The sequence below is a fragment of the Bradyrhizobium sp. SZCCHNR1002 genome, from assembly GCF_032381435.1.
In the GTDB taxonomy this organism is placed as follows: domain Bacteria; phylum Pseudomonadota; class Alphaproteobacteria; order Rhizobiales; family Xanthobacteraceae; genus Bradyrhizobium; species Bradyrhizobium aeschynomenes.
Genome location: NZ_JAUHIS010000006.1, coordinates 214,102 through 238,352, shown reverse-complemented (window position 1 = coordinate 238,352; position 24,251 = coordinate 214,102). Strand labels below are relative to the sequence as shown.

General features: G+C 64.2%; 21 protein-coding genes. 11 read left to right on the top strand and 10 right to left on the bottom strand.

The window, feature by feature from the left end; genetic code table 11:
• The first annotated feature begins 841 nt into the window (after positions 1–841).
• The 3 genes from QX108_RS26090 to QX108_RS26080 all read left to right on the top strand — a co-directional run bounded on the left by QX108_RS26090 (position 842) and on the right by QX108_RS26080 (position 4,248).
• Positions 842–2,017 (top strand): DUF3800 domain-containing protein, encoded by a 1,176-nt coding sequence (locus QX108_RS26090; protein WP_315784436.1) that lies wholly within the window; start codon positions 842–844, stop codon positions 2,015–2,017.
• Between the two features lie 96 nt (positions 2,018–2,113).
• A complete protein-coding gene (locus QX108_RS26085) occupies positions 2,114–3,172 on the top strand; it encodes a hypothetical protein (protein ID WP_315784438.1) in 1,059 nt (352 codons plus the stop codon).
• A 518-nt stretch (positions 3,173–3,690) separates the two neighbouring features.
• Positions 3,691–4,248, top strand: a complete 558-nt coding sequence (locus QX108_RS26080) for a hypothetical protein (RefSeq protein WP_315784440.1) — start codon at positions 3,691–3,693, stop codon at positions 4,246–4,248.
• Positions 4,249–4,364: 116 nt separating this feature from the next.
• Here the strand turns inward: QX108_RS26080 and QX108_RS26075 are convergent, their stop codons facing one another.
• Both QX108_RS26075 and QX108_RS26070 read right to left on the bottom strand, forming a co-directional pair.
• Complete coding sequence (locus tag QX108_RS26075; RefSeq protein WP_315799613.1) at positions 4,365–4,853, bottom strand: hypothetical protein; 489 nt, start codon at positions 4,851–4,853, stop codon at positions 4,365–4,367.
• 55 nt (positions 4,854–4,908) lie between these two features.
• A complete protein-coding gene (locus QX108_RS26070; RefSeq protein WP_315784444.1) occupies positions 4,909–5,106 on the bottom strand; it encodes a hypothetical protein in 198 nt (65 codons plus the stop codon).
• A 435-nt stretch (positions 5,107–5,541) separates the two neighbouring features.
• Here QX108_RS26070 and QX108_RS26065 point away from each other — a divergent pair, with 435 nt between their 5' ends.
• The 4 genes from QX108_RS26065 to QX108_RS26050 all read left to right on the top strand — a co-directional run bounded on the left by QX108_RS26065 (position 5,542) and on the right by QX108_RS26050 (position 10,196).
• Positions 5,542–6,780 (top strand): FAD-binding protein, encoded by a 1,239-nt coding sequence (locus QX108_RS26065; RefSeq protein WP_315784445.1) that lies wholly within the window; start codon positions 5,542–5,544, stop codon positions 6,778–6,780.
• Positions 6,777–8,099, top strand: a complete 1,323-nt coding sequence (glcF, locus tag QX108_RS26060; RefSeq protein WP_315784446.1) for a glycolate oxidase subunit GlcF — start codon at positions 6,777–6,779, stop codon at positions 8,097–8,099. The genes QX108_RS26065 and glcF overlap by 4 nt, the downstream gene beginning before the upstream one ends.
• A 73-nt stretch (positions 8,100–8,172) precedes the next feature.
• Positions 8,173–8,673 (top strand): hypothetical protein, encoded by a 501-nt coding sequence (locus QX108_RS26055; protein ID WP_315784448.1) that lies wholly within the window; start codon positions 8,173–8,175, stop codon positions 8,671–8,673.
• 527 nt (positions 8,674–9,200) lie between these two features.
• Positions 9,201–10,196: a TorF family putative porin gene (locus QX108_RS26050; RefSeq protein WP_315721811.1), complete on the top strand. Its 996-nt coding sequence runs from the start codon at positions 9,201–9,203 to the stop codon at positions 10,194–10,196.
• A 194-nt stretch (positions 10,197–10,390) separates the two neighbouring features.
• Here QX108_RS26050 and QX108_RS26045 read toward each other — a convergent pair whose 3' ends face one another.
• Entirely contained in the window at positions 10,391–12,151 is a 1,761-nt protein-coding gene (locus tag QX108_RS26045) for an ABC transporter ATP-binding protein/permease (RefSeq protein ID WP_315784450.1), read from the bottom strand.
• Positions 12,152–12,473: 322 nt separating this feature from the next.
• On the opposite strand from QX108_RS26045, the gene QX108_RS26040 reads away from it, so the two are divergent.
• Both QX108_RS26040 and QX108_RS26035 read left to right on the top strand, forming a co-directional pair.
• Positions 12,474–14,138 carry an L-lactate permease gene (locus tag QX108_RS26040; protein ID WP_315784452.1) on the top strand — a complete coding sequence of 555 codons (1,665 nt, stop codon included), beginning with the start codon at positions 12,474–12,476 and terminating at the stop codon, positions 14,136–14,138.
• Between the two features lie 146 nt (positions 14,139–14,284).
• Positions 14,285–14,692, top strand: coding sequence for an META domain-containing protein (locus tag QX108_RS26035; RefSeq protein WP_315721808.1), 408 nt, complete (start codon positions 14,285–14,287; stop codon positions 14,690–14,692).
• A gap of 329 nt (positions 14,693–15,021) precedes the next feature.
• Here the strand turns inward: QX108_RS26035 and QX108_RS26030 are convergent, their stop codons facing one another.
• From QX108_RS26030 to groES, 3 genes are all read right to left on the bottom strand, one after another.
• Positions 15,022–16,212 (bottom strand): hypothetical protein, encoded by a 1,191-nt coding sequence (locus QX108_RS26030; RefSeq protein WP_315784454.1) that lies wholly within the window; start codon positions 16,210–16,212, stop codon positions 15,022–15,024.
• A 138-nt stretch (positions 16,213–16,350) separates the two neighbouring features.
• Complete coding sequence (groL, locus tag QX108_RS26025) at positions 16,351–17,994, bottom strand: chaperonin GroEL (RefSeq protein ID WP_315784456.1); 1,644 nt, start codon at positions 17,992–17,994, stop codon at positions 16,351–16,353.
• 122 nt (positions 17,995–18,116) lie between these two features.
• Complete coding sequence (gene groES / locus QX108_RS26020; protein WP_008961387.1) at positions 18,117–18,413, bottom strand: co-chaperone GroES; 297 nt, start codon at positions 18,411–18,413, stop codon at positions 18,117–18,119.
• A 330-nt stretch (positions 18,414–18,743) separates the two neighbouring features.
• Between groES and QX108_RS26015 the strand changes: the two genes are divergently transcribed.
• Positions 18,744–19,253, top strand: a complete 510-nt coding sequence (locus tag QX108_RS26015; protein WP_172112485.1) for a hypothetical protein — start codon at positions 18,744–18,746, stop codon at positions 19,251–19,253.
• Between the two features lie 113 nt (positions 19,254–19,366).
• On the opposite strand, the gene QX108_RS26010 is transcribed toward QX108_RS26015, so the two are convergent.
• Positions 19,367–20,146, bottom strand: a complete 780-nt coding sequence (locus tag QX108_RS26010) for a protein phosphatase CheZ (RefSeq protein WP_315721805.1) — start codon at positions 20,144–20,146, stop codon at positions 19,367–19,369.
• A gap of 308 nt (positions 20,147–20,454) precedes the next feature.
• Here QX108_RS26010 and QX108_RS26005 point away from each other — a divergent pair, with 308 nt between their 5' ends.
• Entirely contained in the window at positions 20,455–21,240 is a 786-nt protein-coding gene (locus QX108_RS26005) for a L,D-transpeptidase (protein ID WP_315721804.1), read from the top strand.
• 93 nt (positions 21,241–21,333) lie between these two features.
• On the opposite strand, the gene QX108_RS26000 is transcribed toward QX108_RS26005, so the two are convergent.
• The 3 genes from QX108_RS26000 to QX108_RS25990 all read right to left on the bottom strand — a co-directional run bounded on the left by QX108_RS26000 (position 21,334) and on the right by QX108_RS25990 (position 24,190).
• On the bottom strand, positions 21,334–22,119 hold the full coding sequence (locus tag QX108_RS26000) for a DUF2076 domain-containing protein (RefSeq protein WP_315784460.1): 786 nt from the start codon (positions 22,117–22,119) through the stop codon (positions 21,334–21,336).
• Positions 22,120–22,307: 188 nt separating this feature from the next.
• Entirely contained in the window at positions 22,308–23,150 is an 843-nt protein-coding gene (locus QX108_RS25995; RefSeq protein ID WP_315784461.1) for a ChbG/HpnK family deacetylase, read from the bottom strand.
• On the bottom strand, positions 23,147–24,190 hold the full coding sequence (locus tag QX108_RS25990) for a glycosyltransferase family 2 protein (protein WP_315721801.1): 1,044 nt from the start codon (positions 24,188–24,190) through the stop codon (positions 23,147–23,149). Before QX108_RS25990 ends, QX108_RS25995 begins: the two co-directional genes overlap by 4 nt.
• Positions 24,191–24,251 lie beyond the last annotated feature (61 nt).

Genomic DNA, 24,251 nt, shown 5'->3' with positions numbered 1-24,251 from the left:
AGCCCGGAATCCATAACCACAGGCCGCTGTGAGAGGCACGCCGGCAACTCCATCTCGTTCCAACAACATCCGCTCGTGGTTATGGATTCCGGGCTCATCGCTTCGCGATGCCCCGGAATGACGTGGGGAGAGAGTCTTGCCTCCATCGACATTCCAACCCTCAGACACACGCCCGCAATCCCGCGGCGTCCTCCGCCCAGGTGATGCGTCCGTCCGCCCTCCAAGACCAACGAGAGGGCACGGGGAATGCCGGGTGAAGGCCTCACCCATGGCCCGCCTGCAACAAAAAAGCAGGCGGCAGTCACCACAGGTTCAGCCGAACATCCGGCATTCCCCGCGTGGCGGTCTTAACGCTTATACGTGCTCGCCCCGGGGATCGGCGTTCTTGTCCCCGTCGCCGACGCGACGCGTTCAGGCGTCATCGCCGGCTTGACCTCAGCACCGGGAGGCCAGGCCCACACGATTTCACGTCCGCATCGAGATCGTTCGTCGGCGCGACACGAAGCCACGCTGCGACCCGACACGGCCACCACATCCCCACCCCACGTATCGTGACGACCGCGCGTACGCCCCTCTCGGAGGGGTGGGATGGGAGAAGGATTGCATGATTTCTGTAAAAAAGAAATAGGAGATTTCGCCTCTCGGAGGAGGCCGGTCGCTCCGCATTGAAATAGCTCGCGAAATGACTTTTTCCGCGCAGGGCGATTTTGCTTCGGCCGGCCCCATTTGCCGTGAGAATCGCGTAAGATCGCTGAGGTGATTTGCCCGACGCCTCGGAGAGGCGTCTTTCCAAGTCTTACTATTGTCGGCCGGTTCGTTTCAAAACATGTTATAATTAGCGATGGCTGAAATCCTCGAAGTGGCGTGCGACGAATCTGGTCATACTGGTCCTGACCTTCTTCACAAGGACCAGCGGATGTTCGCGTTCGCCTCGGTCGCGGCAAGAGATACGGAAGCCTTTGAGATTATCGCGAAGGCGCGGCGTGACCACCCAGTTCAGATGCCTGAACTCAAGGCGAGCAAGCTTCTCGCCTCGGAGCGAGGACGAAGGTTGGTCGGAGCGATCTTTGAGGCCGTTGACGGCCGATACGTCGTCAATGTCCACGACAAGCTGCTGGCGCTGTGCGGTTGGTTTTTCGAATACATTTACGAGCCGGTCTATCAGGACGACCCCAGCCTGCTCTATCAGAAAAAATTCCACCAATTCGTCGCGATGTTCAGCTATATCTGGATGCTGGAAGCTGGTGGTGAAGCAAGGCCCACCATCGAGCAATTCCAGAAATACGTGCGCACGCGCGATCCGGCGGACGCGCCGTTCCTGTTCGACCGGCCGCGTCCTCCGTTGACGGAGAAAGGGAAAGAGCACCCGTTCGAATGCATTCTGCGCTTTGCCTACGGGTATCGCGATATCATCATCGCGGATAACGCTAATCTGGACCATGTGCTTCCTGACAAGGGCCGCTGGACTCTTGATCTTTCGACGTCTTCGCTCTGGAGCCACCTCAATTATTGGGGCCGCACTGGAAAGCTGCTCTCGGTGCGGTGCGACGCGAGCAAACCGTTACAGGCGAGTGTAGCCAACTTCAGTGGCGACGAGAACGATCCCGGCATCAAACGCGCCCGCATGAACCACGATCCTGAGCCTCTTGGGTGGAAGATGCTGGAGCCGATTGCGTTCGTGGATTCGCGCGATCATCCTGCAATCCAGCTTGCCGACGTTATAGCTGGAGCCACGGTCGCGTTCTCCTCCGGCCGCTTGCCGTCGGGATGTGATGCAATCGCAGAGAGCATCGCCCGCCACGGGCACGGTCACTCCATCTTGCCGGATATGGATGTGGTCGACCTCAAGAACCGTACCGCTGCGGTCAATTTTCTGATCCTGTTCGATCTCGCGAAAAGGGCGGAACGGCACGGTGACCCTTATGAAAATCTGGAATTTATGTACCATTTCGCTGAAGTGAGCTGGGCGAGCGGCGAGTTCGAAGCCATAAAAAATAGGTACACTCAGGGCGACTGATCTGAATCTTGGCGAAGGCGTCGTGAGGCAGAGAGTGGGATCTTGACCAGGGCCTAGCCTCTCAGACGGTTCTTGCTCGTGCCCAGTGATGAGCAAATGAGCATGACTGGAGGATACCTGATGAGCGCAGTGCGTCGCAAGAAAGCGGGTTTTCGCAAATCGGCTAGCGGCAATAAGCCGACGCGCGGGCGCTCTGGCCGCCAAAATAAAGATTTATTTGTCGACGGCATACTCGATACTTGGGCTGTCAGGGCAGCGCAAGAGCGTTCCAAATGGCTAAGCAAGCCGCGACTTCATACCGCAGTGTTCGAGCAGGCTCGGCACGACGAAGAATTCGAAAAGGTGCTCGCCACGAACAAAGCCGCCTTCAAAGACAAGAGTGATGCGGAGGCATTTGCGCGTCAGAAAGAAAAGCGACAACAGGAGATCGATACAGCGATCCGATCGCTAGGTTGGTCTTTGGAGCGACTTAAGTCTTTCATAGACGCCGTTGTCACGTATCGAGGGGATGTTAGTATTCAAAATTACCTGTCTATTAGGCAGAAATTTCCAGAGGTTGATATTCAGGTCGCTCACTTTGGAGGAATCGATGCATTATTTTCACTCGAAGCCGACTTTAAGAACCAAGGTATAAACCCCGATCTGATCGCCGGAGCGCTCGACGGAGATGAGCCTGGTGTCGATGAGTTGTGCTTGCACTTGCTAGACCTTCTCTTAAAGCGAGATGAACTTCCAAAAAGCGGGTCAGGCTTTATCGATCGGCGTCGCAAAGCCGTCAGCGATGCTTCCGTCAACTATTTAATCACAACCATCTTGGAGGCTTATGACTGGAATGAGCACGTATACCGAGTTCCAGCGTCTCTCGTCGTATTGATCCGGCACCAACTGTGCGGAACACAACCCGACCTTGACGTCGAGTACAGATTGCGAGAGCGCAAGAGAAGCGTAGCAATGGGTGTCGCACAATGCTTGAATCCAGAAGAGCGACTATCAATCAACAAATTGAAGCTATTAGCCGGAATTTCGCGAACTACGGCGGCTCGGTGGCTCAAGGACCAATATTTTCAACATTGGCTCGATTTCGGTCGAAGGCAACCATGGGAGGAGTTGTTGAGTGCAGCTAGACAAGGAGCCAGCAAAAACCTGCACGAATGAGTCGAAGCGCTGACGGGCGATCCTGTTCCACCAAAAAGCTTTTGCGGTACACGCCGCAAGCGCGATAGCTCTGCGCGATGCGTTTGGACCGTTGCCGTCGAATGAATGGATGAGGTCCGAAGCGGAGAAGTGCTCATGGACCCTTTCACTCTTTTCGGTATCGCTGCCCTTCTAAATGCCGCCGCGCGATTTCTTGCCGAGCTGCGACGATCATTTAAGAGGTCATGCTCCGCATCTGCTAAACGAGCCACTGGCAAGCAGGGGCGGCATGCAGGCACGGCCTCACACCAGTAACCGTCCACAACGTTGCGCTGTAAGCTGCAAGCCGATGCTCCCTTCCGGCGCAAGCAACTCCGCGAACCGGTAATTTAGTCCGGCTGAGCCTGCGCTTTCGTTGGCGCACCAGCTCTTCCGTGAGCGCAGATATGATGCCGCCCGGCCGCGGACATGTAGCGCCACACGGGGCAGAGAACCGGAAGTAGATCCATCTCAATCAATACCGTAACCAGGAGGGAGACATGGTCAGTGAAGAGAATTGGATACTTGCGGACGAATCAGAGCCAACGGCGCGGAAAACGTCATTTGAAGAAGCTCACAAGAGGTCCGTGGAGCGCGTAGCTCGAATCGACGATATGATGCAGGCCGTCGTAAAGGCCCAAGTCGCTGTCGAGGGGTCTCTGATCGAAATGCTTGAAGTATTAGGAAAGGATCCGGCGCATTACTTCTTCACATCCCAGAAGATTAAGTTGCTTAGAACGATTGACCCTCCCGGAGTGGGCCGGCCGATATGGGACCTTCTGTCGCAAGCCTCCTACGTCCGAAATGAGCTTGTACATTCTCTCAACGAAGCAAAGATCAAAAGGGAGAGCGACAAAACACGCGAAGCATACTTAGCGATTACGGAAAACGAGCGTCAGAAGCAATCGATCCGGGACATGGCCGACACACAGATGGTGACAAGCGCCATCTATCACTGTGGTAGCTATGTTGTTGTCGCTACCGAAAGGCTGGCCGCCGATAAGAAGGCTAAACCGATACTGGATACGCGTCCCGGGAAGCGTCGTGGATCACGATGACAGCGCGTAGGGCGGATTAGCCGAAGGCGTAATCCGCCGCGTGGATCGAAAGGTCGGCGGGTTACACTGCGCTAACCCGCCCTACGGACTAGAGCCCCTTCGAACTGACAATCCATCTACCGTGGCCCGCCGCCGGAGGCCGGGACGTTGATCGCGCAGGGCCGATAGAGCGCTTGGAGCTCCTTGCCGCGAAGGAAGATCGGATGTGCGGTCAGGCCGCCCTGGCGCGTGATCCATCGTTTGATCGGGGCCGGGTAGAGGTCAAACAGCATCCGCGTTGCTTCCGGGTTCGGGACAGGACGAAAAAAGGGCCCCAGATCGTCAGTTTCCCTGAACGTGAACACGGCTCGCGGGGTGACGCAGATCCTGTCGCGCGGAAGGGTCCCCAGCACGATCGTGCAGGCACCCCCGCAGATCCCGTCGATGATGACGTGCTCGCCGGAGTCGCGCAGCAGTTTGAATTTGTCGACATACGTCCCGATGCGTCCGCCCGGGTCGTCGGCAATACGCACCGTCGCCCGGCCCGCGCCCATGCCCGCCAGGACGAGCGCGGCGGCCAATATCCCCATCACAAGCTTCATGTGCATCCCGTTCAGTCGCATCATATCCGATCGATCCGAATCGTCGCACCGTTCATCGTCGTCGCGGTTTTGTCGCAGCCTAAGCCTTGCGATAGGCGTCGATGATCGACTTCCGGCGTTCCTCGGGGGACAGGGCCTTGCCGGTCGTAGACGCGGCGCCCTTCATCTTGGGGGAATACTCGATCCCCTCGACGGCGCTGATCTTGCGATAGCGCCCGCTGCCGATCACGAAGCCGCCGGCCTTGGTCTTTTTCGATGCGGGTCTCTTTGGAGCCATGCCAATACGCTAGCACATTTGCAGCGATCTCGCACGAGAAGCGGGTCGGGCGGATGAGCCGAAGGCGTCATCCGCCATGTGGCGCGAAAGGTCGGCGGGTTACGCTGCGCTTACCCGCCCTACGAACTACGAAAGGCACCACCCGTGCGGCGCCCCTCACCCCGACCCTCTCCCCGTGAAGGACGGGGAGAGGGGGCGCACCGCTCGTGGGGGGATTGCTCGTGTCGCGACGGCGGCGGTCCTGGCGAGTCCGCAAGCCAAGACTTAGAACGTTCCGCCCGGCGCGTCCGTCGTTCCCTCTCATCTCCTTGTCCGCGCACGATCTTTTCGCCACACCGGGCTGCCCTTTTAACGCATCATGCTCTAGAACCACTCCAACGCCGGTGGCCGCGCGTCGCGGTCGCCTGTCATCATCAGCAAGCAAGGCGAGCAGTGGTGGACGCCCTCAGAGTACGGAACGCAGCCGATGTGGAGGAGGTGGTCCGCTCGGCGATCGCCAATGAGCAGCCGATCGAGGTGATCGGGCATGGCTCGAAGCGTGGGATCGGGCAGGTGACGGCGACCAATGCCGTGCTCGACCTGTCGGCGCTGAGCGCTGTGGTCTCCTATGAGCCGAACGAGCTGATCATCACGGCGCAGGCCGGGGCGCCGCTCGGCGACCTCTTGTCGCTGATCGATTCGAAGAGCCAGCAATTCGCGTTTGAGCCGATGGACACCGGGCCGCTGCTGGGGACCACGGGGCGGGGAACGCTGGGCGGGATGATCGCGGCGGGGCTGGCGGGGCCGCGGCGGGTGCGCGCCGGCGGGGTGCGCGATCATCTGCTCGGGGCGCATGCCGTGTCCGGCTTCGGCGAGAGCTTCAAGACCGGCGGCAAGGTGGTGAAGAACGTCACCGGCTATGATCTCTGCAAGCTGCTGGCGGGCTCCTGGGGCACGCTCGCGGTCATGACGGAGGCGACCCTGAAGGTGATGCCGCGGCCGGAGGCGGAGCGGACGCTGGTGCTGCGCGGGCTCGACGACCTCAGGGCCAACCGGGCGATGACGGCGGCGCTGGGCTCGCCGTTCGATGTCTCGGCCGCGGCGCATCTGCCGGCCTCGACGGTGCGGCCGGAGGTGGATGGGCTCGGCGCGATCGGCGCGCGGGGCGAGGCGGTCACGGTCATCCGGCTGGAGGGCATCACGGCCTCGGCGGTGCATCGCGCGGGCTCGCTCGCCAGGCAGCTCGCGACGTTCGGCGCGGCCGAGATCATCGCCGATGACGTCTCGGCCAACGCGTGGAGCGCCATCCGCGACGTCACGCCGTTCGCGGCCCAGGGCACGCTCGGGGCGTGGCCGGTGTGGCGGATCGTTTGCCCGCCGGTGTCGGGCGCCGCGATCGGGCAGGCGCTGGTGAAACAGACCGGCGGCGAGGTGATCTATGACTGGGGCGGCGGCCTGATCTGGGCGGCGCTGCCGCCGCAGGCGGATGCCTCGGCGGGCGTGGTGCGCAAGCTCGCGGACGCCGCCGGCGGCCACGCGATGCTGCTGCGCGCCTGGGACGAGATGCGGCTGGCGGTCGACGTCTTCCATCCGCAGCCGCCGGGTGTCGCCGCGCTGGAGGAGCGGGTTCGCGTGTCCTTCGATCCCAAGACCATTCTCAACCGCGGGCGTATCAGGCGGAGCGTTGTGGCATGAAGACCGAGTTCACCCTGGCGCAGCTCGCCGATCCCGATATCGCGGTCGCCGACAAGATCCTGCGCGCCTGCGTGCATTGCGGCTTCTGCACCGCCACCTGTCCGACCTATGTGCTGCTCGGCGACGAGCTCGACAGCCCGCGCGGCCGCATCTACCTGATCAAGCAGATGCTGGAGAAGGAGCAGGCGCCGACATCAGATGTCGTCAAGCACATCGACCGCTGCCTGTCGTGCCTGTCCTGCATGACGACCTGTCCGTCCGGCGTGCACTACATGCATCTGGTCGACCAGGCGCGGACGCGGATCGAGGAGACCTATCAGCGACCGCTGACCGACCGGTGGCTCCGCGCCGTGCTGGCCTATGTGCTGCCGCGGCCGCGCGAGTTTCGGCTGGCGATGACCTTGGCCCGGCTGGGGCGGCCGTTGAAGGCGCTTCTGCCGGCATCGTCGTCGTCATCCACGCCGGCGCCGAGCCTGTTGCGTCGCCTCCGGGCCATGCTGGACCTCGCCCCGGCCGCGGCGCTGCCGCCGCCCGGGCCGTCCGGCGGCAGCGTGTTTCCGGCGCAGGGCGCGCGGCGCGGCCGCGTGGCGCTGCTGCAGGGCTGCGCGCAACAGGCACTGGCGCCGCGCATCAACCAGGCTGCGATCAACGTCCTGACGCGGCACGGCATCGAGGTCGTGCTGGTGCGGGACGAGCAATGCTGCGGTGCGCTGACCCATCACATGGGGCAGGATGCCGATGCGCTGGCGCGGGCGCGAGCCAATGTCGGCGTGTGGATCGCGGAGGCGGCGCGCGGCGGGCTCGACGCCATCCTGGTGACGACGTCGGGCTGCGGCACCGTCATCAAGGACTACGGCCACATGCTGCGCGAGGACCCGCAATTTGCAGCGTCGGCTGCGGCCGTGTCGGCGATGGCCAAGGACATCAGCGAGTATCTCGCGACGCTCGAACTGAAGACGGAAGCCGCGCATGACGACGTCGTCGTCGCCTATCACTCCGCATGTTCGCTGCAACATGGGCAGAAAATCACGAGCATTCCGAAAGAATTGCTTTCCAAGTCCGGATTCGTGGTGAAAGATATACCGGAGAGTCATTTGTGTTGCGGTTCGGCGGGGACCTACAACATTCTCCAGCCCGACATTGCGATGAGACTGCGCGATCGCAAGGTCGCCAACATCGCGACGGTCAGGCCGAATGTAATCGCTGCGGGCAATATCGGCTGCATGATGCAGATTGCCAGCGGCACGACCGTTCCCGTCGTCCACACCGTTGAACTTCTCGACTGGGCGACGGGCGGTCCGCGACCAGGATTGAATTGAAGGATGGGCGCGTGCGGATTGCCGGCCCGTCCCGCCGGATGATGTGAGCGTTCGGCGGCAACAGGAGGTTTCGATGGCGAAGGACAAGAAGTCGAAGAAGGACAAGAAAGACAAAAAGGAAAAGAAGCTGATGGCGCAGGCCAAGAAGGCCGCGAAGAAGACCGCCAAGAAGGCTGCCAAGAAAGCGACGAAGTCCGCCAAGAAGGCTGCGAAGGCTCCGGCCAAGAAGGCGAAGAAGGCCGTGAAGGCGGCGCCGAAGAAGGCCGCCAAGGCTCCGGCGAAGAAGGCTCCGGCGAAGAAGGCTCCGGCCAAGAAGGCGCCCGCCAAGAAGGCCGCGAAATCCGCTTCGAAGTCTGCTGCCAAAGCTCCAGCCAAGTCCGCTGCCAAGCCGGCTGCCAAGTCCGTTGCGAAGGCTCCGGCCGCGCCGAAGAAGGCGGCCAAGAAGCGCGCTCCGAAGATGGCGCCGCTGGTCGAGACTCCGGCGACACACGAGACCGAATCGGCTGAGGCCAGCTGGGCCATGCCGAGCGAGCCGGCCCACGAGGGCGAGGAAGGCACCCCCTCCGAGAGCTGACGTCCGCAGCGCCCGCTGTTCAGCCGGCCACATCCCGGTTCGGCGGGGTGCAGAGGGCGCGGTGGGTGAGCTCGGCCTGTCAGCGAGGCCACCCCTGACGAAGAGGCCAACCCCTGACGAAAGAGGCTGCAGCGCCATTGCTGCGGCCTCTTTGCTTTTGGCCGGGCTTTGGGCCGGTTCGCTCGCCGACTCACCCCCGGCGCGGCCGCTCCCGCAAATCTACGGCCGGGCGAATCCGCGGGCGCCGTCGCGGGCAGATGTGAGGAAAGCGCGCCACAAACTCGCGCCTTTGTGCACGCTGCGGGGATCTCACCCACGAAAACTTGTTGTTCAAATGCCACAGCCTGCCGACAACCTGCCGTAGAATTGTCAAATCGCCCAAAAAGTCAGCAGATGCCTCGCTTTTTTGCTTCACCTGCGGCGAGACGCTGTCACAAATCGAGACTGTATGACGCAGTTGGTCTTGATTGTGCCCCGGGGGGCCGAACATCGGACCGGTGCTCGAAATTTGGGTGATGGGGAACGTCATGAAGAAGTTGGCTTTGTTGGCAACGGCGCTGGCAATGATTTCGGGGTCGGCTTCGGCCGCTGACATGGCGGTGAAGGCCTACAAGGCCCCGCCGCCGGTGGCGTTCGATCCCTGGGACATCGCGTTCGGCGCCGCGATCATGAACGACTACGTGTTCCGCGGCGTGACCCAGTCGAACCACAAGCCGTCGGTCGCCGCCTATTTCGAGCCGCGCTTCAACGTCAACAAGGACCTGCAGTTCTACGTCGGCGTCGCCGGCGAGAGCATCTCCTTCCCGAACCGCGCCGCGGCCGAGATCGACATCTACGGCGGTGTCCGCCCGACCTTCGGCGCCTTCGCGTTCGACATCGGTGTCTGGGGCTACCTGTATCCGGGCGGCACCTGCTACTACGGCGGCGGCGCCGTGACCGACTTCGCCGGCCGCGCCCTGAGCGCAGAGTGCCAGGCCAACACCCTGACCAACCTGAACGTGATGAAGAAGGACGTCTCGTTCTTCGAAGTCTACGGCAAGATGAACTACACGGTGAACGACAACTGGACGTTCGGCGTCACCGAGTTCTACACCCCGAGCTTCCTGAACACGGGCGCCTGGGGCAACTACGCCTCGGTCACCGGCAAGTGGACCGCGCCCAGCACGACCTTCGGCGCCAGCGGCGTCGGCATGTATGTGTCGGGTGAGTTCGGCCGCCAGTGGTTCGGCACCTCCGACTCGTTCTACGGCACGGCCGCTTTCCCGAACGGCATCAAGTATGCCGACTACAACACCTGGAACATCGGCGTCGGCTTCACCTACAAGGTGTTCACGCTGGACCTGCGCTACTCCGACACCAACCTGTCGAAGGGTGATTGCAACGCCTTCACCAGCGACTTCACCGGCAGCGGCACGACCAACGTGACCGCGATCAACCCGACCGGCGTCGGCTCCAAGTGGTGCGGCGCGACCGGCATCGCCAAGCTCTCGGTCGACCTGACCGCGATGACCAACCTGAAGTAATTCTCCGCAAGGCGGATTGAATTCTCCAAAGCGAAGGGCGGCAGAGCAATCTGCCGCCCTTCTGCTTTTGGCGCCTGCGCGGGATGCCGAGCCGTTGACCGGTCCGTCGCTGGCCCGTCTGCCGGTGGCCGGCGCGGACGTTCCTGCGCTGGCCACCGGACTTCGGGCCGTCTGGCCCGTTCGTCCTGGATCAGCTACTCTGCGCTGCCCGCGGGGACATCCGCACCCTGTCCGGTCGGCCGCAGCGAGAATCGGTCGCCGTCCCGAACGAGCTCGACCTTGCGGTCGTGGAAGGCGTGCAGCGTCGAGCGGTGGCCGATCGACACCACCGTGGTCTGCGGCAGCTGCTCGGCGATGACCTGATAGAGCCTGGCTTCGCCCGGCTCATCCAGCGATGCCGTGGCCTCGTCGAGGAACAGATATTGCGGGGCGTGCAGCAGGGCGCGGGCAATCCCCAGACGCTGCTGCTCGCCAAGCGACAGCATCCGGTTCCAATGGCCGTCCTCCTCCAGGCGATCCGCCAGCAGCGGCAGGCCCACCGCGATCAGCGCCTGCTTGATCCGGTCGAGGCCGAACGCATCGGCGGCCGCGGGATAGACGATGGCTGCCTTGAGCGGGCCGATCGGGAAATAGGGGCGCTGCGGCAGCATCATCAGCTTGGCATGGGCAGGCACGCTGATCGCGCCGCTGCCGAACGGCCAGACGCCGGCGATGGCGCGGAACAGCGTCGACTTGCCGGCGCCGGACGGCCCGGTCAGCAAGGTGCGCTCGCTGTTCTTGATGCTGAAGCCGTCGGCCGCGATCAGCGGCAGGCCGTTGGGCAGCTTGAGCAGCAGCTGGGCGAGCTCGATGCTGTCTCCCGCATGGCTGACGACATCGATCGTCTGCGGCTCGGCCGAGAGCGTCTTGGCACTCTCGATCGCCATCTCGAAGCCGTCGAGGCGGGCGACGGTCGAGCGCCAGTCGGCCAGGGTCCGGTAGGCGTTCACGAAAAAGGACAGCGCCCGCTGCACGCTCGAGAACGCGGACGCCGTCTGCATCATGCCGCCCAATTGCACCTTCTTGGCGAAATAGGCGGGGGCGACGATGACATAGGGAAAGATCGTGGCCACCTGCGCGTAGCCGCTCGTGACCGCCGTCAGCCGCTTGGTGCGGCTCATGATCTGGTAGAAATTGGCGACCACGCGGCCGTAGCGGCTCGCCAGCAGGGTCTGCTCGGCGGCCTCGCCGCGCAGCACCGCGATCTGCTCGGAGTTCTCGCGGACGCGCACCAGGTTGAAGCGGAAATCGGCCTCGAAGCGCTGCTGCTCGAAATAGAGGTTGATCAGCGGCGATCCGATCCAATGCGTCAGTGCGGTTCCGGCGATCGCATAGAGCAGAGCGGCCCAGACCAGATAGCCGGGAATATGGTACTCCATGCCGAACAGCGTGAGGGGCGCCGCTTCCGAGAGGCCCCACAGGATGACCACGAAGGATGCCAGGGTCACGACCGAACTGAGAAGATTGACGGTGATGTTGAGCGTCTGCTCGACGAACTGCTTCACATCCTCGGCAATGCGCTGGTCGGGGTTGTCGGCCGCGTCGCCCTTGAGCTGCATGCGATAGTGACTGGCGTCGCCGAGCCAGCGGTGCAGATAGGCCTCGGTCATCCATCGCCGCCAGCGGATCTGCAGCCATTGGTTGAGATAGAGCTGATAGACCGCCAGCACGATGAAGGTCGTTGCGAGCACGACGAAGACGCCGATCTCCCAGATGAAGCTGTTCCAGTCGTATTCCTGCAGCGCGTTGTAGAACCGGGCCTGCCATTGGTTCACCAGCACGTCGATCGCGACCAATGCGAGCTCGATGGCGATGACGGCGGCGAGCAGGATGCGACCGGCGACCTTGTCCTCGGAGCGGAAGTAGGGAATGGCGATCCGCCAGACGATGGCGAGGGTCGAGCGTAAATTGTTCACAGAGGGGCTGCTCCTGAGAAAGGGGCTTAACTGGCTGACATGGAAGAAGAATTCTGCAGGCTTGGATGCCTGTCTAGACGAAAGTCGTAAGGTGTCCGGCGACCACCCGCTTGTCCGTGACCTGCGTCAAACCGTAGCATGCGGTGAGGGAGAGGGATCGCCGACCCCGCCAGATGTCGCGAGAATTTGAGCATAGTTTGGCATGGCCTGCTTCGTGTTCTCGCTTTCCGTCCTTCTGCCAGGCCTCGAGGTCGTGGCGAACTGAGCTGATCCGCCCCGCCGGATCGGGTCCAACAACAAGAACGTGGGGGGAGAAGTCACGATGTGGAATCAAATCTACGACCCGTTGGGCAGCCCGGCGCTGTCGACGCTCGCCGCCGCCATCCCAGTGGTGACGCTGCTGGTGCTGATCGCCAGCGGCAAGGTGAAGGCGCATATCGCGGCGATCATCGCCGTCGTGCTGACCAACCTGATCACGATCTTCGTCTTCACCATGCCGGCCAACATGTCGCTGCGCGCCACCATGCTCGGCGTCATCACCGGCTTCTTCCCGATCGGCTGGATCGTCCTCAACGTCATCTTCCTCTATCAGGTCACGGTCTCGACCGGACGCTTCGAGCTCCTGAAGCGGGCGATCGGCGGCGTGACCGAGGACCGCCGGCTGCAGCTGCTGCTGGTCGCGTTCTCCTTCGGCGCCTTCTTCGAGGGCGCATCCGGCTTCGGCACGCCGGTCGCGATCACCGGCGCCGTGCTGATCGGCCTGGGCTTCTCGCCGCTGGCGGCCTCCGGCCTGTCGCTCATCGCCAACACCGCCCCGGTCGCCTATGGCGCGCTGGGCACGCCGATCCAGGGCCTCGCCTCGGTCACCGGGCTCGACCCCTATATCCTCGGCGCGATGGTCGGCCGGCAGCTGCCGGTGTTCTCGCTGATCGTGCCGTTCTGGGTGATCTGGGCGTTCGCGGGCTGGAAGGGCATGAAGGACGTGTGGCCGGCGATCCTGGTCACGGCCGTCTCCTTCGCTGTGCCGCAATTCCTGATCTCGAACTACATCAATCCGTGGATCGTCGACATCGGCGCCTCGCTGATCTCGATGGGCGCGTTGATCCTGTTCCTGAAGGTCTGGCAACCCCGCCAGCTGTGGCTGTCGCCGGCGCTGCGCGGCCGGGACGAATCCGCGTCCACCACGGCCGCGCAGAAGCCGCTGGACCGCACGCCGCTGACGCAAAGCGAGCTGTGGGGCGCGTTGCTGCCGTGGATCATCGTCTGCATCATCATGCTGATCTGGGGTAACGGCGCCTTCAAGACCTGGGCGAACGGCATCTTCTCCTGGAACTATCCGGTGCCCGAGCTCGACAAGTTGATCAACAAGGTTCCGCCGGTGGCCGCGAAGCCGACGCCCGAGGGCGCGGTGTTCTCGTTCACCTATCTGACCTTCACCGGCACCGGCATGCTGATTGCCGCAATCATCTCCGGCTTCCTGATGGGCGTCGGGCCGGGCAAGCTGATCGCCGAATATGGCCGTACCATCCGGCTCTGCGCGATCTCGCTGATCACGATCTCGGCGATGCTCGCCATCGGCACGCTGACCCGGCTGTCCGGCGTCGACGCGACGCTCGGTCTCGCCTTCGCCGCGACCGGGGTGCTCTATCCGTTCTTCGGCACCTTGCTCGGTTGGCTGGGCGTGGCGCTGACGGGATCGGACACCGCCTCGAACGTGCTGTTCGGCAACCTGCAGAAGATCACCTCCGAGCAGCTCGGCCTGTCGCCGGTGCTGATGGCGGCGGCCAACTCCTCCGGCGGCGTGATGGGCAAGATGATCGATGCGCAATCGATCGTGGTCGCCTCGACCGCGACCAATTGGTACGGCCACGAGAGCTCGATCCTGCGCTACGTCTTCCTGCACTCGATCGTGCTGGCCTGTCTGGTCGGCCTGTTCGTGACCCTGCAGGCCTACGTCTATCCGTTCACGGCGATGGTGCTGAAGTAGCAACACCGCCAGAGACAAAGCCCCGCGACGCCGCGGCGTCGCGGGGTTTGCTATGTTTGGAACACATTTGTGCGGGAGCCGTGCTGGCGGTGGTCACGGCCATCGCTCCCGAGGCGAGCCCCACGTGACTGGTCTGAAGAGGAACGATGCAAGTGTTGAAGCGTGGCTGCGCCGTGGCGATGGTGGCGTTGTCGATGTCGGGCCTGGCGCTCGCCGCCGCGTCGGCGGAGGAATTTCCCTTCGGCATGGAAATGACGCTCGACGCGTTGCCAATGCCCGGATCGAAACGGGTGCCGGATCTCGACATCGGCGACAATGGTGACACCGTGCTGGAGCTCTGGTGCAAGGGCGGCAAGGGGCAGTTCTCGGTCGCCGGCAACACCATCGTTTTCATCGCCGGCAAGATCGAGGACCGCAACTGCCCGGCGGCGCGCGCCCAGGCGGATGACGAGCTGATCGCAGCACTGAGCGCGGTGACCAACTGGAAGCGTCAGGGCGACCTGATCATCTTCGTCGGACCGAAGACGCTGCGGTTCCGGCTGAACACCAACTGAGACGGGATGGGCGCTTCCATAATCGCAGCTACATCGATCGAGGTGTAGGCGCCGCTGCGACCCTGCCCCTCCAGGGCAGGGCAATCGCATGCGGAAATTCCGGGCTGTCGCTACGAACGATCGTGCAAGTTAGTTACTCCGTCATGCCCGGGCTTGTCCCGGGCATCCACGTCGTTCTCAGCATGCCGGCCGACGTGGATGGCCGGGACAAGCCCGGCCATGACGACGTGGAGAGAGACGAGCACAAAACGGCGATCGCCACATGCGATTGCCCTGCGCTCCAGGGGAGGGTGAGACCGAGATCGCGGCGGCTGCGGTGATAGCTCGCCTTACTTCCAAACCGAGTTGTCCGCGTCCCAGCGCTTGGCCTTGAACACCTTGGCCAGCTCGTCGATGGCGCCGCCGTCGTCGCGGGTGTCGCCTTCCTCGTCGCCGGAGGATTCATCCGACAGGATCAGCTTGGCGGACGAGTTCTCGTCGATCGTCGTCGTCGTCGGGCTGCTGATCCATAGCATCAGCGCCTCAGTGCTGCCCGGCTTGTCGGTCGAGACCAGGCCGGTGACCTCGATGACATCGGTCAGCTCGAGCGACGGCATCAGCTGGCTAGGTCGCTTCAGGGTCAGTTTCAGCTTGCCCGTCACCGGATTCCAGACCGCGCCGGTCGGCTTGGCGTTGTAGGTCCTGGCCAGCACGTCGGAGATGGCGCCAGCCAGCTTGTCCCTGTTGATCTTGTCGCCGTCGCGCCAGTCGGCCGCTGCAAAGCGGATGGTGCGGTCCATTTCGACGGTGCCTGCGGTCCAGCCCACCGTCACGACGCCGTTCGTGGCCCGCGCCTTGGCGATCAACGCGCCGGCGCGGTCCGGGTCGACGGTCATGCTGATGGTCTGCTCGCCCGCGCGCAAGGCATCGCAGCTCACGATGAGGCTCGGCAGCGAAACCTCGACGTTCTCGCCCTTCAGGCTCTTCAGGAAGTCGGTCACCGCGTCGAGCTTGAGGCGAACGGACACCGCCTCGGGCGAGACGTCGGTGAAGTCCTTCGGCTGGGCGTTGATGCCGTCGTCGCTCGACTGGCTCTCCTGGAACTCCTTCTCGCTGACATCGGAGTTGTCGGTCGACGCCACTTCCGTCACGGTCTTGCCGATCGTGATCTGGCCGCGGAACTCGAACGTGTCGCCGGTCGGCTTGCGGTTCAGCTTCACCGTGACCGGCTCCTTGGCACCGTTGCTCTGGGTCGCGCCGGTGAGGGTCTGGCCATTGACGGTGAGGCTCACGACGAAGCGGTCCTTGCGGTCCGAATTCTTGGCCACGGGATAGCAGACGTCGAGCGTCGCGGCCGTGACGGTCTTGCCCTGGCGCGTCTCCTTCAGGATGACGTCGGCATTGCCGTCCATCAGCCCGTCGATCGCGGTAAAATAGCGAGTCTCGTTGGCGGGGGCCTTGGTCCCGCTCTTGCTCTGGGCCCAACCGAGTTCCGGCGCGGCCGCTGCAATCACGGCCAGCGCAAGCAAAATCGCGCGCATCTGAAAATCCTTGTGGGACGGAATCGGCCTTAAGCTGTAGCGCCGATTTGCAATCGCTGCACCCCCACCCGCACACTCTGCAAAAAAGAAGGCCGCCCGGAGGCGGCCTTCCTGAAGTCTTGGTGATGAACCCAGGGCTCAGAAGCCCATGCCGCCCATGCCACCCATGCCGCCGCCGGCCGGCATCGCCGGAGCCGCGTCCTTCGGCAGCTCGGCGACCATCGCCTCGGTCGTCACCAGGAGGCCGGCGACCGACGAGGCGTCCTGCAGCGCGGTGCGGACCACCTTGGCCGGGTCGATGATGCCCTTGGCGACCATGTCGACATAGTCCTCGGTCTGGGCGTCGAAGCCGAAGGTCTCGGACTTCTCGTCCAGGATCTTGCCGACCACGATCGAGCCCTCGACGCCCGCGTTCTCGGAGATCTGGCGAATCGGAGCCTCGAGCGCCTTCAGCACGATGTTGATGCCGGCCTGGACGTCCGAGTTGGCGTTGGTGATCCGGCCGACCGCCTTCTTGGCGCGCAGCAGCGCGACGCCGCCGCCGGGGACGATGCCTTCCTGCACCGCGGCGCGGGTCGCGTTGAGGGCGTCCTCGACGCGGTCCTTCTTCTCCTTGACCTCGATCTCGGTGGCGCCGCCGACGCGGATCACCGCGACGCCGCCCGCGAGCTTGGCCAGGCGCTCCTGCAGCTTCTCACGGTCGTAGTCCGAGGTGGTCTCCTCGATCTGCGCCTTGATCTGGCCGACGCGCGCCTCGATGTCGGCCTTCTTGCCGGCGCCGTTGACGATCGTGGTGTTCTCCTTGTCGATCACGACCTTCTTGGCGCGGCCGAGCATCTTGATGGTGACGTTCTCGAGCTTCATGCCGAGGTCGTCCGAGATCAGCTGACCGCCGGTCAGGATCGCGATGTCCTCGAGCATGGCCTTGCGGCGGTCACCGAAGCCCGGCGCCTTGACGGCCGCGACCTTGAGGCCGCCGCGCAGGCGGTTCACGACCAGGGTGGCCAGCGCCTCGCCCTCGACGTCCTCGGCGATGATCAAGAGCGGACGGCCCGACTGCACCACGGCTTCGAGCACCGGCAGCATGGCCTGCAGGCCCGACAGCTTCTTCTCGTGCAGCAGCACGTAGACGTCATCGAGCTCGGCGGTCATCTTCTCGGCGTTGGTGACGAAGTACGGCGAGAGATAGCCGCGGTCGAACTTCATGCCTTCGACGATGTCGACCTCGGTCTCGAGCGACTTGTTTTCCTCGACCGTGATCACGCCCTCGTTGCCGACCTTCTGCATCGCCTGGGCGATCATCTTGCCGATGGCGGCATCGCCGTTGGCGGAGATGGTGCCGACCTGGGCGACCTCGGCGGAGGAGGCGACCGGCTTGGCGCGCTTCTCGATGTCCTTGATGACGGCGGCCACCGCGATGTCGATGCCGCGCTTGAGGTCCATCGGGTTCATGCCGGCGGCAACCGCCTTGGCACCCTCGCGGACGATGGCCTGGGCCAGCACGGTCGCGGTGGTGGTGCCGTCACCGGCGGTGTCGTTGGTCTTGGAGGCGACCTCGCGCAGCATCTGCGCGCCCATGTTCTCGAACTTGTCCTCCAGCTCGATCTCCTTGGCGACGGTGACGCCGTCCTTGGTGATGCGCGGAGCGCCGAAGCTCTTCTCGATGACGACGTTGCGGCCCTTCGGGCCGAGCGTCACCTTGACGGCGTTGGCGAGAATGTCGACGCCGCGCAGCATGCGGTCGCGTGCGTCGCCGGCGAATTTGACGTCCTTGGCTGCCATTTGAAATCTCTCCTCGAGTGGACCTCGACGGCCAGGGGCGTGATCGCCCGACTGTTGCCTGAACGAGGTTGCAAAGCGCTAGTGGCCCGGGGCGGCGGCGAGGCCGCCCCAGGCGGTTCTGATCAGGCGACCACGCCCATGATGTCGGACTCCTTCATGATCAGGAGCTCCTCGCCGTCCAGCTTGACCTCGGTACCGGACCACTTGCCGAACAGCACGCGGTCGCCGACCTTGACGTCGATCGGGATCAGCTTGCCGCTCTCGTCGCGGCCGCCCGGGCCGACGGCGACGACTTCGCCCTGCGAGGGCTTTTCCTTGGCGGAATCGGGAATGATGATGCCGCCCTTGGTCTTCTCTTCGGCGTCGATGCGCTTAACCACGACGCGATCATGCAGGGGACGAAACTTCGATTTGGCCATGACGGATCCCTTTGCGGGTGCTTTGGTAGGTTGCTGTCGGAGGAAATCTGAATGCGGCCACAATTGGCGCCCAACTGGGCCACCAACCGGCGCGCAGCTTTAGCAATCGTGCCCTCCGAGTGCTAAAGACCGCTCGGGGAAATATGGCTTGCCGCTGTTCCTGTCAAGCAAAGGCCGGCGGTTAAGCCCTTCTTGAGGCTGTTAGGGGATGTTGAACCGGGCCAGACATGTTAGTGGAGCGGCGTCGTCATCCGACGTCGTTGCTCTGACGCGCGTTTTGCGCTTGGTTGCCGGACGGGGCAGCCATGATCTTGTTCCTAAGGGGATGCCATGACGAGTTCACGGTGCGCGCGGCCGATTGCCACTCTCGGTATCGCGTCGGCGCTCACGATCTTCCTGGCGGGGTGCGGCGGTGGCTTCAATCTGTCGCCGAGCCGCCCGATGGAGACCGAGGCGCCGGTCGAGCCGGAGGTGCCGGCAACGATTCGGGCCGAGGATCTCGTGGGCAAATGGGGTCTCGCGGCCTACAACAATCCCAATGACCGCGCGCGCACCGAGAAGATGGCGCTGGCGCAGTGCAAGCAGCCCTATACGATCGGGGCCGGAACGTCCGGCGGCGTCGTGATGCATCTGGCCGACCAGGCCACTCCGCAGGAACTCCGGCTGAAAGGCTCGGCCAGCGGCAAGAACTACATCGGTCCGGCCGGACCGCCCGGCGGCGAGCAGGACCGCGAGGTGGTCTCCTTCGACGGCCGGGTGCTGATCACCCGCTTCATCGACAAGGACGCGGCTACCCGTTACCAGACGATGGTCTATGTCCGCTGCGGACCACGGGCCTGAGATCCAGGCAGGGATCCCGCAACGGTCGACAAACGAAAAACGCCGGCGGTTCCGCCGGCGTTTTTGTCGGGTGCCATCTCCTGCCGGATCGCTGCCCGGCGCAGGGAATGAGCTCAGTTGAACAACGCGTCGATGTCGTCCTGCGAGGCGTGGCCGACATCACCCTCCGCCTTCGGGCCGTTCAGCAGCCTGGCGTCTCCCTCGCGGGTGTCGACGATCGGCGGCACATGCGCCTTGATGGCGTCGACGCCGCCCCAGATGTCCATCATCACCACGATGTGGTGCTCGATGAACTTCATCGTGGTCATGACCTTGTTGATGCGCTGGCCGGTCAGGTCCTGGAAGTTGCAGGCCTCGAAGATCGAGACCACGCGCTCTTGGATCTCTTCGCTCAGGATCCTCTGCTGATCGGCCGAGTCCACCTTGGCGAGCGCGCTCGCGGCCTGGTCGATCGCTTCGGCGGCTTCGAGGATCTGCTGGGTGGCCTGCTCCGTGCCGCCGACGACCGCGCCGAGCTCACCGTTGACCTTGGCCATCTCCTCGCCGTTGAAGCTCTTGGCGTGGAGCGTCGCGATCTCGCCCTTCGTGCGGTTGATCGCGTCATGGATCAGGTCGAGCTCGACCTTGAGCTTCTCGCACTGCTCGATCTGCGCGCGATAGGTCTCGAGCAGAGCGCGCGCCTCGGCGACCTCGCGTGCGGCAGACTCTTCGATGGCGGCGTTCGCCGTGCCGTTCCCACCGCCGCGCATGGCGTTGGCCATCTGCGCGCGGATTGCACGCAGCTCGTCCATGATTTCCTTGTGATTGGGGCCGATCTCACCACCCACGAAGTCGGGCTCCGGCATATGGCCGACGATTGCTTCTTCGATACGGAAACGCTTGCGAACAGCCATGACAATATCCCTGACCTCTTGCTCGGATCAGTTCTACGCGGAGCCTATTTAACATCACGTTCACGCCAGGAACCGGGGCACGCGCAACGCTCGCGCACACCGTGCATCGGCCATTAACCATGCACGTCCGGCCTTCACGCAAAATAAACGCTAGCGATCGAAACCGCCGCCGCCTGCAGCGATGGTGAATCCCGGCGGGCTCTGCGTTTACCAAAGCGATCGGGTTTTGCTCTTTATTGACGATACGCGACGGCATTGCCGCCTCGCGCGACGAACAGTCTTCAGACGAAACAGTACAGAGTACGTCGATGTTCAGATCATTCCCCACAGCGCTGCTGGCCGGCGCATGCGTCCTTTATGCAGGTCTGGATCGGGCCGCGGCCCAGGGATTTCAGCAGCCGACCGTCATCTATAGCGGACCGCCGCAGCAGAGCGCGCCGGTGCGCACGGCCTATGTCGAGCGCTCCCGGATGGGCGGTGGCTTCATCGAATTCCTGTTCGGTGATCCGCAAGGCGGCCGCGGTGCGCCGCCGCAGCCGATGTATCAGCAGCAGCCGTCATATTACGGGGCGCAGCCGTCGATGCCCGGCGTCGCGCCTCAGCAGGGATCGCCGGACGAGGAGGCGTATGAGCAGACACAGCGTCCGCTCGATCCGAAATACGAGAAACAGATCGTTGACTATGACGGCAAAGAACGGCCGGGCACGATCGTGATCGATACGCCCAACAAGTTCCTCTATCTGGTGCAGGGCCAGGGCACCGCGATGCGCTACGGCATCGGCGTCGGTCGTCCCGGCTTCACCTGGTCGGGCGTGAAGACGATCTCCGCCAAGCGCGAATGGCCGGACTGGACGCCGCCGCCGGAGATGCTGGCGCGCCGCCCGGATTTGCCCCGCCACATGGAGGGAGGCCCGCAGAACCCGCTCGGCGCCCGCGCGATGTATCTGGGCTCGTCGCTGTATCGCATCCACGGCTCCAACGAGCCCTGGACGATCGGGACCAACGTCTCCTCGGGCTGTATCCGGATGCGCAACGAGGACGTGATCGACCTCTATGGGCGGGTGAATGTCGGGACCAGGGTCATCGTGCTCTGACGCGCACGGCGTCCGGACACTGATCATGATGCAACAAGGCCGCCCCACGGGGCGGCCTTCTCGATCCGTTGCGGTGTGTGCGAGGGCGAGGCGTCAGGCGTAGTCGCTGCCGCCGTCGTCATCGTTGCCGTAGCCGTCATCGGCGTCGAAATCGGCCGCGTCGGCGTCATTGCCGCTGTCATCGTAGCTCGCCTGATCGAACAGGCCGGCGCGGCCGCCGCCGTCGCCGGAGCGGCCGATGTCGTCGAGGCCGGCATCTCGCGCCAGCGACCCGCTGGACTGGTCGCTCCACGGGCTGCCGCCGCCGGCGAGCGAGGTGTCGCCGAAGGCCTGGTGCTGGCCGCCGCCCATCATCGAGCGGATGCCGCCGAGCAGCAGCGACCCGCCGACCATGCCGGCCGCGGCAGCCGCCGCAGTCCCGAGAAACGAGCCGCCCCCGCCGCCGAACATGCCGCCGCGGGGCTGGCCCGAGCCGCCCTGGTCGTAAGGACCGGGCTGCGGGGGATATCCCGGCTGTCCCTGCGGAAGCGCCTGGCCGCTGTTCCAGACCGGCCGGCCGGAGGAGGGCGGCGGCACGTTGGGAACCGATCCGCGACCACCGCCGGAGCCGAAGATGCTGTCACGCATCGTATCGAGGAAGCTGCCCGACTGGCCCTGCTGCGGCTCCTGGGCGTGCTGGAGCTCCTCGATGCGGGCGTTGGCGCGCTTCAGCGCTTCGTCCTGCACCAGCACGGTCTGCACCAGCGCATAGACGGCGTTGGGGGCCTGCTGCAGCCCCTGGGAGATGGCGGCGGCAGCCTGGGCATCACGCGGCGCACTCTCCAACTTGGCGAGCCGGTCGAACAGATCGTCGATGAGTTGGCGTTCTTGCGGTGTCATGTGGTTCTCCTGCCGCTTGCCTTGTTCCAGCGAAGCGCGGCCAAGATCTAGGGGGACTTTGCGGTCCGGCCAGTCGGGCCGCGGATTAAATTTCGGTATGCGACAAAGCGCCGTTGGACTTGCGAGGCGCTCTCGCGGTGAAAACGTCGCCAGATGGCATTTGTTCGTCGCCGGCGAGCCGGATCCGTTCAGGCGAGCGTCACGCCGCGGCGCGAGAGCAAAGCGGGGAAATGTTCGCCGGCGAGATAGGCGTGCTCCTGCTCGCGCTGTTTGGTGAGCGGATCGAGCGCGATCAGCACGTCATCGACGAAGCCGGGATGGCACATCACCAGGCCATGCTCGGGCAGCGCGTCGAGGAAGCCATCCATCAACGCCCCGAAATCGGAGGCCTTGGTGAAGTCGTAGGCGCCGGCAAAAGCGGGGTTGAAGGCAATGTCGGCCCGCTTTGCATGCTTGCGGAATTGCGCGCTCAGCGCGTCGAGCAGCAGCGCCTTCGGCGCCGCCAGCCGCCGGGTCAGCGGCGCATGGCGGCCGCCCTGGCGCACCCAGGCCGCCGGCGCGGCGTCCTTGACGGCGGCGAGGAAGCCCTCGCGCACCTGCGGATAGAGCTGGGCATGCTGGTGGCCGTCGACGAAATCCGGCGCGCGGCCGAACAACTCGCCGAACGCCGCCAGCTGCACCATGACCTCGGCGCGGATCATCTCGGGGTCGAGCCGGCGCGTCAGGCCGGCGCGCAGCAGCTTGGGAAAGGGAGGGAACATGCCGCCTTCCGACGGCCGGAAATGCATCGTCAGCGGCCGGAACGGCGCGGTGAGCGTGACGTGCAGGCCGATGGCGCAGCGCGGGCTGTCGGCGGCGACGCTGACCAGCTCCTTCACCTCGTCGCGCCCGATCGCCGCACCCACCGTCATCACCGAGGTCGCGTTCAGCCGCCCGCGCGCGATCAGGTCGCGGATGGCGCGGTTGACGCCGGGGCTGATGCCGTAATCGTCGGCGCACAGCCAGATGCGCCGGTGCGGCGCCTCGCTCATTCGGCGGCAGTCCTTTCGCCGCCGTCGCTGCGCGCCTCGAGCGTGGCGCGCTTCTCGCTGTGCTCGGCGACGAAGTAGATCGGCCGCGCCTTCAGCTCAGACAGAATCTTGCCGATATACTCGCCCATGATGCCGATCATGATCAGCTGCACGCCGCCGATCGTCATCAGGCCGACCATCAGCGAGGGATAGCCGGGCACCGATTTGCCACTGACGAAGGTCTCCCACAGGATGGAGAGCCCGAACAGGAAGGCCGCCGAGGCCAGCAGGATTCCGAGCAGGCTGGCAAAGCGCAGCGGCGCCACGGAGAACGAGGTCAGGCCTTCGATCGACAGGCCGAGCAGGCTGGTCAGATTGAAGGTGGTGACGCCATGCGCGCGCGCCGCGGGTTCGTAGTCGACGCGGATCTGGCGGAAGCCGATCCAGCTCGCCAGGCCCTTGAAGAAGCGGTTGCGCTCCGGCAGCTGGCGCAGCGCCGCGACCGCCCGCGGCGACAGCAGGCGGAAGTCGCCGGCATCCTCGGGAATCTTCTGGCGCGCTCCCCAGTTGATGAGGGAATAGAAGCCGTGCACCGCCACGCGCCGCAGGAACGGCTCGTTGTCGCGGTGCGCCTTGGCCGTATAGACGACGTCGTAGCCGTCCTTGATCCAGTGTGCGACGAGCTGCTCGACCAGCGCCGGCGGATGCTGGCCGTCGCCATCCATGAACAGCACGGCGCCGCGGCGGGCATGATCGAGGCCGGCCATCAGCGCCGCCTCCTTGCCGAAATTGCGCGACAGCGACACCACCTGCACGTCGAGCGCATCGGCCTGCAAGGTGCGGGCGATCGCGAGCGTGTTGTCGCGGCTGCCGTCGTCGACATAGACGAGCTCGCAGGCGAGACCAAAGCGCTGGCGCAAAATGCGGGCAAGGCCGTTCAGCCGCTCGTGCAGCGCCGTCAGTCCCGCGCCCTCGTTGTAGACGGGGATAACGATCGACAGTCCCTGCGACGCGGCGTCGGCCGCAGTCGTGGTCAGATCCGATACGTCAGTACCCAGCATCGCTTTGGAGTCCTCGTTCGCCGACCAACATATGGTAGCCGCGCTCACCTGTCGCTACGAT